Below are 11,335 nucleotides of genomic sequence, written 5' to 3'. Positions count from 1 at the left end.
TCCCACACGCCTGGCAATGCACGGCTATGCTCAGCAGATACACTTTCTTGCCATGGACGCGCCCCGGCAGTGGTTCTACCACTGCTGCCCAAGGGCGCGTCTTGCTATCCGCAGCCTTTAGCGAGGATTTCGGGTCATGCGCATTCTCTGGACACTGCCGTACCTGCCTTGGCCGACCACCAGCGGCAGCAAGACCCGGCAATACCACCTGATACGCGCACTGGCACAGCGGGGCCACCGGATTACCCTGCTGGTGCAATCGAAGATCCCCCTCGACGATGCCGCCCGCGAGGCCCTGGAACCGCTGCTCGAGCGCCTGATCGTGCTGCCCCGCCGCCCTCTGCACAGCCCGCTCAACCTGCTGGCCTCGCCGATCATCGCTTACCCCATGCGCGCAATTATCAATGGTCTGGCCCCTTGCCTGCGGCACCGCTTCGAGCAATTGCTGGACGAGCCCTGGGACGTGATCCAGATCGAGCACAGCTACAGTTTCCAGCCCTTCGAAAAAGCCCTGCAAGCACGCGGGCTGCCGTACATGCTCAGCGAGCACACCCTGGAATCAGTGATGGGGGGCGCCAACCACGATCGCCTGCCGCTGTGGCTGCGCCCGCTCAACGCCTTCGACCGCTGGCGTTATCGACGCTGGGAACAGCGGGTATTGCACCAACCCACCGAACTGGTGGCAGTCAGCGCCCACGATGCCGAGCTGATAACGCAAATCAGCGGGCGCCCGGTGAACGTGGTGGTCAATGGCGTGGACTGTGATTTCTACCAGCACGTGCAACCGGCGCTGCACAGCCAGCGCCTGCTGTTTGTTGGCAACTTCGAATATGGCGCCAACCTGGAGGCCATCGAATGGGCGCTGGAAGACATCATGCCGCAGGTATGGATGAGCAACCCGGCGGTACGCCTGGCGATTGCCGGGCATGCCATGCCGGCGAGCTGGAAACTGCACTGGAACGACCCACGCATCGAATGGTTCGGCTACCGCCCCGACCTGCGTGAACTGCAGCGGCGTTCGGCACTGTTCTTCGCACCGCTGCGCTATGCCGGTGGCTCCAAGGTGAAAATCCTCGAAGCGATGGCCGCCGGCTTGCCGGTAATCACCACCGGCAAGGGCGTTTCAGGCCTGGCCGCGAACAACGGTGAGCACTACTTGGGCAGTGAGGATGGCGACCAGTTGGCGCTGCTGATCACCCAGTTGCTCAACCAGCCCTGGCGCATGAGCCAGTTGAGCGACGCCGGGCGCCAGTTTGCCCGCCAGCGCCACGACTGGAGCGTGGCCGCCCAGCAACTGGAGAACGTGCACATGCGCCTGGCCCTGGCGGCACCGGTCGAGGCCGCGCCGCTGGCCAGTGCCTGGCTGGGCCGTTCAGCCAAGTAGTTCGCTGAAGGGAATGAAGGGCACGCTGTCACCCTGCTTCGGTGTACTGCCTTCACGCACTTCTACCAGCCCCTCGGCCCAGGCCGCACTGCGCAGTACGCCCGAACTCTGGTTCTTGTAGATACGCACTTGGCCTTGCTCGATGCGGGCGCGCAGGTACTCGCGGCGCGTGCCGGCCTTGGGCCAGTCAAAGCCGGCCGGCATGTCAAAGCGCAACGGCGTGACATCGGTCACGCCCTGACGCCGCAACAAGTACGGCCGGGTGAGCAGGCCGAAGGTAACCAGGGTCGAGGCCGGGTTACCCGGCAGGCCGATTACCGGCACGCCCTGGAAGTGGCCGAAGGTCAGCGGCTTGCCCGGTTTGATCGCCAGCTTCCACAAAGCCAGCTCGCCGGCTTCGCGCAGGGCGGCACCGAGGTAGTCGGCCTCACCCACCGAGACACCGCCGGTGGACAGGATCAGGTCGACATCGCCCAGTTCGGCCAGGCTGGTGCGGGTGCGTGCCAGGTCATCCGGCAGGATGCCCGCATCGACCACCTCGCAGCCCAGCCGCTGCAACCAGCTGACCAGCAGTCGGCGGTTACTGTTGTAGATCTGCCCCGGCCCCAGCGGCAGGCCAGGTTCGACCAGTTCGTCACCGGTGGACAACACCGCCACCCGCACCTTGCGCACCACATCCAGCCGGCCGTGGCCCAAGGTCGCGGCCAGGCCCAGCTCGATCGGCCCCAGCCGGGTGCCGGCGCTCATCACCTGTTCGCCCTTGCGGGTTTCCTGGCCCTGGGGACGAATGTTCTGCCCGGTCTTCAGCACTTCGAGAAAGCGTACCCGCCCATCCTCCGCCACTTCGGTGTTTTCCTGCATTTCGACGCAGTCGGCACCTTCGGGCAGCGGCGCCCCGGTGAAGATGCGTGCGCAGGTACCCGGCTGCAGCGGCTGCGGCGCATGGCCGGCGAAAATCCGCTGGCTGACCGGCAGCGGTTCGCCCTGCCAGTCGGCCAGGCGCAGGGCGTAACCGTCCATGGCGCTGTTCGGCCAAGGCGGCAGGTCGAGCGAGGCCACCAGGTGGGTGGCCAGCACACGGCCTTCGGCCTCGGCCAGTGGCAGGTTCTCGGTGTCACGGATCGGTGCCGCTTCGGCCAATGCCAGCAACTGCTCCAAGGCCTGCTCTACCGGCATCAGCGGCCGGGCCTGGGTAACCTCAGCCACGGCTGTCGCAGGCCGCTGCCTGCTTCAGATGCGGCACGAAGTTGCACGGGCGATGGCGGGCATCCAGCTGCTCGGCGAGGATACCGTCCCAACCGGTGCGCACCGCGTTGGTCGAACCCGGCAGGCAGCACACCAGGGTACCGTTGGCCAGCCCGGCCAGGGCGCGCGACTGAACGGTGGAGGTGCCGATGTCAGCCACGGAAATCTGCCGGAACAGCTCACCAAAGCCTTCTACCTGCTTGTCCAGCAGGCAGGCCACGGCCTCGGGCGTGCTGTCGCGGCCGGTAAAGCCGGTGCCGCCGGTGATCAGCACCACCTGCACGCTGTCATCGGCAATCCAGGTGGCGACCTGGGCGCGAATCTTGTACAGGTCGTCTTTCAGCAGCACGCGCTCGGCCAGGCGATGGCCAGCCGCGCTCAGGCGGTCGACGAACATCTGGCCGGAGGTATCGGTGTCGAAGGTGCGGGTGTCGCTGACTGTGAGCACGGCGATGTTCAGCGGCACGAAGGGGGTATCTGCCTTGGCTTTCATGGGGGTCCGTCACAAGAAGATGGGATGGCCGCAGTTATAACACAGCACGCGCCCATCACAGCTTGACGCCCGTGGCCCTTGCCCTCGATCAATGCCACAGGTTTGCCGCTATGCTGCACTGTAGACGGAACTTGCGTGGACGCCCTGCGTCTTAATGTCATCTAGCACCATCGCACTGGAGAAACACGATGATTCAACGGACCCTACCCGCCTTCCTGCTCGCCCTGGGCCTGGGCGCGCTCGCTGGCTGCGCATCGCCAACCGTCATTACCCTGAACGACGGTCGCGAAATCCAGGCCACCGACACACCGAAGTACGATGAAGACTCGGGCTTCTACGAATTCGAGCAGCTGGACGGCAAGCGCACGCGCCTGAACAAGGACCAGATCCGCACCGTCAAAGAGCTCTGATCGCAGCCTGTTTTTTGCAAAGGCCCTTTTAACAACAAGGGCTTGCGTGCAAAAAAAGTATGCAGTAGGATTTCCTTCATCGGAGTGTAGCGCAGCCAGGTAGCGCGTCTCGTTCGGGACGAGAAGGCCGCAGGTTCGAATCCTGTCTCTCCGACCAAATCCTCATCAAAAAGCCCGCCTTGTGCGGGCTTTTTGTTGTGCGTTGAAAAGTTGCCCGGCCCCAGCGCGCCCCCCCTTGCGGGCGCGGCCTTGTGTCGCGAAAGGGCTGCAAGGCAGCCCCCAGCAATTTGTGCAGGTCAGTGCGACACCTCGGCCTCCACCGGCACATACAGCAACTGCAGGCGCTCGCTGCTCCATGCCCGGGTCTGGTTGGTCAGCGCCAGGTTGTTGTTCAGCTTTTGCCCATAGCTCGGCACGATTTCCTTGAGCCTGGCCTGCCAGGCTGGCGACTGGATACGGTCCTTGAAGGTCTTTTCCAGCACGGTCAGCATGATCGGCGCCGCTGTCGAGGCCCCCGGCGAAGCTCCCAGCAACGCAGCGATGCTGCCGTCCTGCGCCGCCACCACTTCAGTACCGAACTGCAGCACACCGCCCAGGACCGGGTCCTTCTTGATCACCTGCACCCGCTGGCCGGCCTGCAGCAGCTTCCAGTCTTCGTTCTTGGCGTTGGGGAAGTACTCGCGCAGCGCGTTCATGCGGTCATCGAAACTGAGCATCAGCTGCCCCATCAGGTAGGTGCTGAGGTCGATGTTGTCGATACCGGCATTGACCATCGGCAGCACGTTGTGGCTGTTCAGCGAGGCGAACATGTCCAGCAGCGAGCCGTGCTTGAGGTACTTGGTGGAGAAGGTGGCGAACGGGCCGAACAGCAGCACCTGCTTGCCATCGATCATCCGCGTGTCCAGGTGCGGTACCGACATCGGCGGCGCGCCAACCGAGGCCTTGCCGTACAGCTTGGCCTGGTGGCGGGCGACCAGGTCGGGGTTGTCGGTCATCAGGAACTGACCACCGACCGGGAAGCCGGCATAGCCTTCGGCTTCAGGGATGCCCGACTTCTGCAGCAGCTTCAGCGCGCCACCACCGGCACCGATGAACACGAAGCGGGCGTTGACGGCCTTTTCCTCGCCGCCGTTGGCCAGATCGGCCACCCGCACATGCCAGGTGCCGTCGTCGTTGCGCACGATGTCACGCACCTCATGGCGCAGGTTCAGCGACACATTGGGGTTGCGGGTCATCGCCGCGAACAACTGGCGGGTGATTTCGCCAAAGTTCACGTCGGTACCGATGGCCATGCGCGTGGCGGCGACCTTCTGCCCCGGGTCCCGGCCCTCCATCACCAACGGCGCCCACTTGCGGATCTGCTCGTGGTCTTCGGAGATTTCCATGCCGCGGAACAGCGAGCTGTGCTGCAGGGCGTCGACGCGCTTGTGCAGGAAGGCGACGTTGTCGTCACCCCAGACAAAACTCATGTGCGGCACGTTGTTGATGAACGACTTCGGGTTGCTCAGCACGCCCTGCTCGACCTGGTAGGCCCAGAACTGCTTGGAAACCTCGAACTGCTCGTTGACCCCCACGGCCTTGCTGATATCGATATTGCCGTCCTTGCCCACACTGGTGTAGTTCAACTCGCAGAACGCGGAGTGACCGGTGCCGGCGTTGTTCCAGGCATTGGAGCTTTCTTCGGCCACCTGGTCCAGGCGCTCGTAGACGTCGATCTTCCAGGAGGGCTCCAGCTCGGTGAGGTAGGTACCCAGGCTGGCACTCATGATGCCACCGCCGATCAGCAGCACGTCGACGGTCTTTTCCGGTTCCGCGGGTTTGGAGCAGCCGATGACGCCCAGGCAGAGGAACGTCAGCAGGAATTTCTTCATTGATGTTATCCAGTTGTTGTATACACGCGCGCCGCCTTGAGCAGGGAACGTGCCAACTGGGACTGGAGCAGTGAATACAGGGGGCGGGCGACGGGGTAGATGGCGGCAATCCGCCAGAGAGCATGGAATGAAGCAGTGGAAGTGGCGGGTTTCCCCAGTAGCCAACCTGGCGCCGCTCCCACAAGAGCCGCGTCAGGCGCTGAGGCGGGAGGTGACTTCACCCAGCTGCCCCGACAACCCATGCAGGCGCTGCCCCGCCTGTTCGGTATGCTGCACCGCCTGCTGGTTGGCCGTGGCGATGCGGGTGATTTCGATCAGGTTGCAGGAGATGTCCTCGGCCACGCTGGTCTGCTCTTCGGCCGCCGTGGCGATCTGCCGGTTCATGTCGCGGATCGCTTCCACTGCCAGGGTGATGCGCTGCAGCATCTGCCCGGCCTGCTGCACCTGCTCGGCACCCTCCTCGCTGCGCTGCTGGCCGCTTTCGATGGCCTTGACCGCCTCCACCGCCCCCGACTGCACCGCCTCGATGATCTGGTGGATCTCGGCGATCGACGCCGCCGTGCGCTGGGCCAGGCTGCGCACTTCATCGGCGACGACCGCAAAACCTCGCCCGGCCTCGCCGGCACGGGCCGCTTCGATGGCCGCGTTGAGCGCCAGCAGGTTGGTCTGCTCGGCAATGCCGCGGATCACTTCAAGGACTTTGCCAATGCGCGCGCTGTCATGCTCAAGGTCGCGAATCACCGCCGCCGTGCCGGCAATTTCGCGGTTGACCGCGCCGATGATGTCGATGGTCTGCTGCATCACCTGCTCGCCCGCCTGGGCACTGTGGTCGGCATCGTCCGCCGCGCGGGCGGCCTCGGCGGCGTGGCGGGCGACTTCCTGGGCGGTGGCGGACATCTCGTGCATGGCCGTGGCCACCTGGTCGGTGCGCTGAAACTGGTCGTGGGTACCACGGGCCATGTCGCCGGCGATGCTGCGCAGCTGGCCGCTGGCCCCTTCCAGTTCCTGGGCGTTGTCCTGCAGCCGGCCGACCGTGTCGGCGAGGAAATCGCGCAGGGTGTTGGCGGCCCGCGCCAGGCGGCCCAGTTCGTCCTCACGGCGGCTGTCTACCCGGGCGGCAAAGCGGCCCTGGCTCAGCTGCGCGACATACTCGATCAACTGGCGGATCGGTTCGATCAGGCTGCGGTTGACCAGCCACAGGCTGAGCAGCCCCACCAACACGGCCGAAGCCAGCATCACCAGCAGACCCAGCCATACCGTGCGCTCGGCACCGGCACTCAGGCTGGCGGCGTGCTGACGGGCTTCGGCACGCAGTTGCTCGACCAGTTCGCTCATCTGCTCGCTGACGGCGCGGTCCACGCCCTTGACCGCCTGGTCGCCGGCCACCGGGTCGCCGCCCGCCGCCAGGAATGCCTGGCGACCCTGCGCATAGGCCTGGCCCAACTGCCGGTGGCTGTCACGCAGTTGCTGCAGCGGCGCCTTGAGCCTGGCGTCGCTGCTGTCGATCAATTGCCCGAGCAGTTGCTGCACCTGCTGCTCGCGAGCCTGGAACTGCTGCCAGTACTTGTCCATGTCAGTCGGCTGGCGCCCGCGCAACAGCACATTCTTCCATTCCTGCACCTGGATCTTGAACTGCAGGTTGGCTTCGTCGATCAATTGCGAGGCCCGCAGCGGCCCATCGACCAACTCGGCATAGCCGCGCACGCTGGACGAAAGGAACTGGAAGCACACCAGGGCGATCAGCAACATCGCCACCAGACTGCCGCCGAGCAGGGAGAGAATTTGCACTCTGAGGGATTTACGCAACATCTTGGATCTCGGAAAGCAGGAGGAAGACCGGAGGGCCGCGCAAGCTGGCAACAAGGCGCAACGCAGCCCGATTGCGGGCAGGCCAAAAAAAGGCTGCCATCAAGCAATGGCAGCCAGGTCGAGCACTTACGCAACAGTTGAGCTAGATACTCTCAGGCAAATACTACAGAAATGTTACAAGGCCACTGCAAGCTACCCCGTGTTGAACTGCAAGGCCGCCAGCCGCGCATAAAGCGGGCTCTCTTCGATCAACTGGCGATGCGTCCCCACCGCCACCAGCCGGCCCTTGTCGATGACCGCGATACGGTCGGCATGCTGGACTGTAGCCAGACGATGGGCGATCACCAGTGTGGTGCGCCCGGCCATCAGGCTGGGCAGCGCCTGCTGGATCAGGTGTTCGCTTTGTGCGTCGAGTGCGCTGGTGGCTTCGTCCAGCAACAGGATCGGCGCATCGACCAGCAACGCACGGGCAATGGCCAGGCGCTGCCGCTGCCCGCCGGACAAGCCGATGCCGCCCTCGCCCAGCGGCGTCTGGTAGCCCTGCGGCAATTGCCGGATGAATGCGTCGGCATGGGCACCCCGGGCGGCTGCCTCGACCTCGGCCAGGGTCGCCTCGGGCCGGCCATAGCGGATGTTGGCCTCGACCGTGCCGCGAAACAGCGAGGGGTTCTGTGCCACCAGGGCGAACTGCTGGCGCAGGTGATCGGGGTCAAGTTCGGTGATCGCCTTGCCATCGAGAAGGATGCACCCCTGCTGGGGGTCGTAGAAGCGCAGCAACAAATCGAACAAGGTCGACTTGCCCGCCCCCGACGGGCCCACCAGTGCCACGGTCTGCCCCGGCTCGATGGTCAGGCTCAGGCCATCGACAGCCGCCACCGAGGGCCGTGACGGGTAGGCGAACACCAACTGCTGCAGTTCGATACGCCCACTGGCCCGCTGCTGCGGCAGCACCTGCGCCACGGCGGGCGGCAGGATTGCACTGCGCGCCGCCAACAGTTCGGCAATGCGCTCGGCGGCGCCCGCCGCCCTTTGCAACTCGCCGATCACCTCGCTGAGGGTGCCGAAAGCGCTGCCTACGATCAGGCTGTAGAACACGAAGGCGGCCAGTTCGCCGGCGGAAATGCGCCCGGCGATCACGTCCATGCCGCCAACCCACAACATCACCCCTACCGCTCCCAGTACCAGCACGATCACCAGGGTGATAAGCCAGGCACGTTGGGCAATCCGCTGCCGGGCCACGGCAAACGCCGCTTCGACCGTGCCGGCGAACAGCTGGCGGTCATGCGCCTGGTGGTTGTAGGCCTGCACGGTCTTGATCTGCCCGAGGGTCTCGGCCACATAGCTGCCCACATCGGCCACCCGGTCCTGGCTCTGCCGCGACAGGCTGCGTACCCGGCGGCCAAACAGCAGAATCGGCGCCAGCACCAGCGGCAGGGCCACCACCACGATGCTGGTGAGCTTGGGATTGGTGATAAACAGCAACACCACACCACCGATGACCATCAGCGCGTTGCGCAGGAACATCGACAGCGAAGAGCCGATTACCGATTGCAGCAAGGTGGTGTCGGCGGTCAGGCGCGACTGGATCTCGGAGCTGCGGTTGTCTTCGAAAAACCCGGGATGCAAGCCGATCAGGTGGTCGAATACGGCTCGACGGATATCGGCCACGCAGCGCTCGCCGATCCACGACACCAGGTAGAAGCGGCTGAAGGTACCCACCGCCAGGGCCAACACCAGCAGCAGGAACAGGCCGATGGTCTGGTTGAGCTGATGCGCGGAGCGGGTCATGAAGCCCTGGTCCACCAGCAGGCGGATGCCCTGGCCCATGGACAGGGTGATGGCGGCGGTGACTACCAGGGCCAGCAAGGCCAGCAGCACCTGGCGACGGTAAGGACGGACAAACTGCCAACCCAGGCGCAAGGCGCGGCGTTGACGTGGGGAAACCGATTCGGGCATGGCGCTGACCACAATGGTGGGAAACCGCAGCCTACCACTCATCCGCGCCTGTGGAACCCTTGCAGGGTTGCTATAGCCTATCGGTCTAACCAGGCTATGGAGCTTTACTGCCGTTTCTGTTGGACTGTGCCTGCCGTGACCCTGCAGGTACTGTCACAGGCCAGTCACGGCACAGGGTTAACCTGCGCTTGAACCTGATGAGGAGACAATACATGAGCTTGCAGCATGGCAGCGACAACCAGAAGCCCCGGACTACCCCTCAGCCGCAGGTGTGCGGTTCGATCATCGATGCCCAGGGGCGCGAAGTACCGATCACCGAGCAGATGATCCAGAAGGCCTGCAAGGCCCTGGAAGAAAGCCGGGTAGAGCGCGTACGTAAAGGTTGATCGGCGAATTCCTTGCAACCCGGCGCTTGCGCCGGGTTTTTATTTGCCTGAATCCTGTACCGGCCCTTTCGCGGGTAAACCCGCTCCCACAGGGACAACACAAGCCTTGAGGTCAGCGGGCTACCTGTGGGAGCGGGTTTACCCGCGAAGAGGCCGGCACAGCTTTCAAAAGGCTGTCAGACCAACACCCCACCCAAGGCACTGACCAGCTGCGCCAACTGCGGCGACTCCCCGCGCAAGCGCACCGCCAGCCCCTCGATCTCGCGCCGTGGCGGGTACTGCTTGCGCAACTGGTCGAACGCTGCACGCTGCTGCTGCGGGTCGTCGCTGAGGCTGCGGCGGAAATCGGCATCGTCGCGGCGTGGGTCGTACACTGCGCGGCAAAGGGTGGCCAAGGCCCAGGCCGGGTCGGTGCTGGCATCCAGTTCGATCTGCGCCAGCGGCGGCCGGGGCAGCAGGTCGGCCAGTTGCACCTGTTCATCCACACCGAGGAAGCGGCACAGCGCCTGGTAGATCTGCGCCGTACCACGCTGGCGGCCGTCGAGGCTGTAGCCGGCAATGTGCGGCGAAGCCAATGTGCACAGGTCGGCCAGTTGCAGGTCGACCTGCGGCTCACCCTCCCACACATCCAGCACCGCATGCAGGTCTTCGCGGTCCAGCAGCAATTCGCGCAGGGCGGCGTTGTCCACTACAGGGCCACGGCTGGCGTTGACCAGCCAGGCACCGGGGCGCAACTGCGCCAGCTGCGCCTGGCCCAGAAGGTGCCAGGTCGGGTGCTCGCCGCCACGCTGCAAGGGGGTGTGCAGGCTGATGACATCGCACTGTTGCAGGATGGTCTCGAGGCTGACGTAGTCACCGCCCTCGGCGGCCTGGCGCAGCGGGTCGCATACCAGTACCTTCCAGCCCAGGCCGTGCAGCACCCGCACCAGGCGGCCACCCACCTCACCCGCGCCCACCACGCCATACACGCGCTCGGGCAGTGCGACGCCATCCAGTTCTGCCAGGGTCAGCAGGCAGCCCAGCACGTAATCGACCACGCCGCGGGCATTGCAGCCCGGTGCGCTGCTCCAGTGGATGCCGGCTTCGGCAAAGTAGTTCAGGTCGAGGTGGTCGGTGCCGATGGTGCAGGTGCCGACGAAGCGCACGCGGCTGCCTTCGAGCAACTGGCGGTCGACCTTGGTCACCGAGCGCACCAGTAGAATCTCGGCGTCCCTTACGCTGGCGGCATCGAGGCTTCGGCCGGGGTAACGGCGGATTTCGCCGAAACCCTGGAAGAAGGCATCGAGCAGCGGGATGTTCTCGTCGGCAACTATCAGCATGGCGCTCTCCTGTCTGGGGAACGCAGTGTAGGCGCAACGCCGGGCGTGTTCCAGAGCGGTTCAGTCGGCTTTCTTGCGGATCCAGTACAGGAAGGTACCGGCGTCTTCCTGCTGCTGCAGCAGTTCGTGGCCGAGGAAGTTGCAGAACTTGGGGATATCGCGGCGGGTCGAGGGGTCGGTGGCGATGACCTTGAGCAGGCCGCCAGCGGCCAGGTTGCGCACGTGCTGGTGCAGCATCATTACCGGTTCCGGGCAGTTCAGGCCGGTGGCGTCGAGGATGGCGTCAGGGGTGAAATCGGTCATGGGGGACTCCGCAAATGATCGCTATTGTCGCGCATCGCGCGACGTGGTCCAAGCACCGCCTGTGAAGACAAGCCCTGCTCTTGCTCTTGATCTTGATCTTGATCTTGATCTTGATCTTCGCGACTTCAGGAGGCCGAGCAGAGGTCTTGCGGAGGGAGG

General features: G+C 64.7%; 10 protein-coding genes, 1 tRNA gene and 1 pseudogene. 4 read left to right on the top strand and 8 right to left on the bottom strand.

What is annotated here, in order from left to right:
- Window positions 1-136: 136 nt before the first annotated feature.
- Complete coding sequence (locus RR51_RS16510; protein WP_039614121.1) at window positions 137-1,384, top strand: glycosyltransferase family 4 protein; 1,248 nt, start codon at window positions 137-139, stop codon at window positions 1,382-1,384.
- Here RR51_RS16510 and RR51_RS16505 read toward each other — a convergent pair.
- Together RR51_RS16505 and moaB are read right to left on the bottom strand one after the other, a co-directional pair.
- Window positions 1,373-2,560: a molybdopterin molybdotransferase MoeA gene (locus RR51_RS16505; RefSeq protein WP_052261074.1), complete on the bottom strand. Its 1,188-nt coding sequence runs from the start codon at window positions 2,558-2,560 to the stop codon at window positions 1,373-1,375. The genes RR51_RS16510 and RR51_RS16505 overlap by 12 nt on opposite strands.
- Window positions 2,561-2,582: 22 nt before the next feature.
- Window positions 2,583-3,122 carry a molybdenum cofactor biosynthesis protein B gene (moaB, locus tag RR51_RS16500; RefSeq protein ID WP_013971698.1) on the bottom strand — a complete coding sequence of 180 codons (540 nt, stop codon included), beginning with the start codon at window positions 3,120-3,122 and terminating at the stop codon, window positions 2,583-2,585.
- Between the two features lie 188 nt (window positions 3,123-3,310).
- On the opposite strand from moaB, the gene RR51_RS16495 reads away from it, so the two are divergent.
- Both RR51_RS16495 and RR51_RS16490 read left to right on the top strand, forming a co-directional pair.
- Window positions 3,311-3,532, top strand: coding sequence for a YgdI/YgdR family lipoprotein (locus tag RR51_RS16495; RefSeq protein WP_013971697.1), 222 nt, complete (start codon window positions 3,311-3,313; stop codon window positions 3,530-3,532).
- 80 nt (window positions 3,533-3,612) lie between these two features.
- Window positions 3,613-3,689, top strand: a tRNA-Pro gene (locus tag RR51_RS16490).
- Window positions 3,690-3,828: 139 nt separating this feature from the next.
- Here the strand turns inward: RR51_RS16490 and mqo are convergent.
- The 4 genes and pseudogenes from mqo to RR51_RS16475 all read right to left on the bottom strand — a co-directional run bounded on the left by mqo (window position 3,829) and on the right by RR51_RS16475 (window position 9,168).
- Window positions 3,829-5,403 (bottom strand): malate dehydrogenase (quinone), encoded by a 1,575-nt coding sequence (gene mqo, locus RR51_RS16485; RefSeq protein WP_039614119.1) that lies wholly within the window; start codon window positions 5,401-5,403, stop codon window positions 3,829-3,831.
- A gap of 192 nt (window positions 5,404-5,595) precedes the next feature.
- Window positions 5,596-6,300, bottom strand: coding sequence for a methyl-accepting chemotaxis protein (locus tag RR51_RS31960; protein WP_371053073.1), 705 nt, complete (start codon window positions 6,298-6,300; stop codon window positions 5,596-5,598).
- Window positions 6,301-6,528: 228 nt separating this feature from the next.
- Window positions 6,529-6,639 (bottom strand): annotated as a pseudogene (locus tag RR51_RS31955) (hypothetical protein); the annotation flags it as partial.
- Window positions 6,640-7,404: 765 nt separating this feature from the next.
- The gene (locus tag RR51_RS16475) at window positions 7,405-9,168 is read right to left on the bottom strand and encodes an ABC transporter transmembrane domain-containing protein (RefSeq protein WP_039614176.1); all 1,764 of its coding nucleotides are present in this window, start codon (window positions 9,166-9,168) and stop codon (window positions 7,405-7,407) included.
- Between the two features lie 212 nt (window positions 9,169-9,380).
- Here RR51_RS16475 and RR51_RS31255 point away from each other — a divergent pair, with 212 nt between their 5' ends.
- Window positions 9,381-9,554: a PA1571 family protein gene (locus RR51_RS31255; RefSeq protein WP_170978823.1), complete on the top strand. Its 174-nt coding sequence runs from the start codon at window positions 9,381-9,383 to the stop codon at window positions 9,552-9,554.
- Between the two features lie 176 nt (window positions 9,555-9,730).
- Here the strand turns inward: RR51_RS31255 and pdxB are convergent, their stop codons facing one another.
- Both pdxB and tusA read right to left on the bottom strand, forming a co-directional pair.
- Complete coding sequence (gene pdxB / locus RR51_RS16470; RefSeq protein ID WP_039614117.1) at window positions 9,731-10,873, bottom strand: 4-phosphoerythronate dehydrogenase PdxB; 1,143 nt, start codon at window positions 10,871-10,873, stop codon at window positions 9,731-9,733.
- A gap of 60 nt (window positions 10,874-10,933) precedes the next feature.
- Entirely contained in the window at window positions 10,934-11,176 is a 243-nt protein-coding gene (tusA, locus tag RR51_RS16465; protein WP_003248727.1) for a sulfurtransferase TusA, read from the bottom strand.
- Window positions 11,177-11,335: the final 159 nt, after the last annotated feature.

The organism is Pseudomonas sp. C5pp, from assembly GCF_000814065.1.
GTDB lineage: Bacteria > Pseudomonadota > Gammaproteobacteria > Pseudomonadales > Pseudomonadaceae > Aquipseudomonas > Aquipseudomonas asiatica.
The sequence above is the reverse complement of the archived record's forward strand: the minus strand, read 5'-3'. Positions and strand labels throughout refer to the sequence as shown.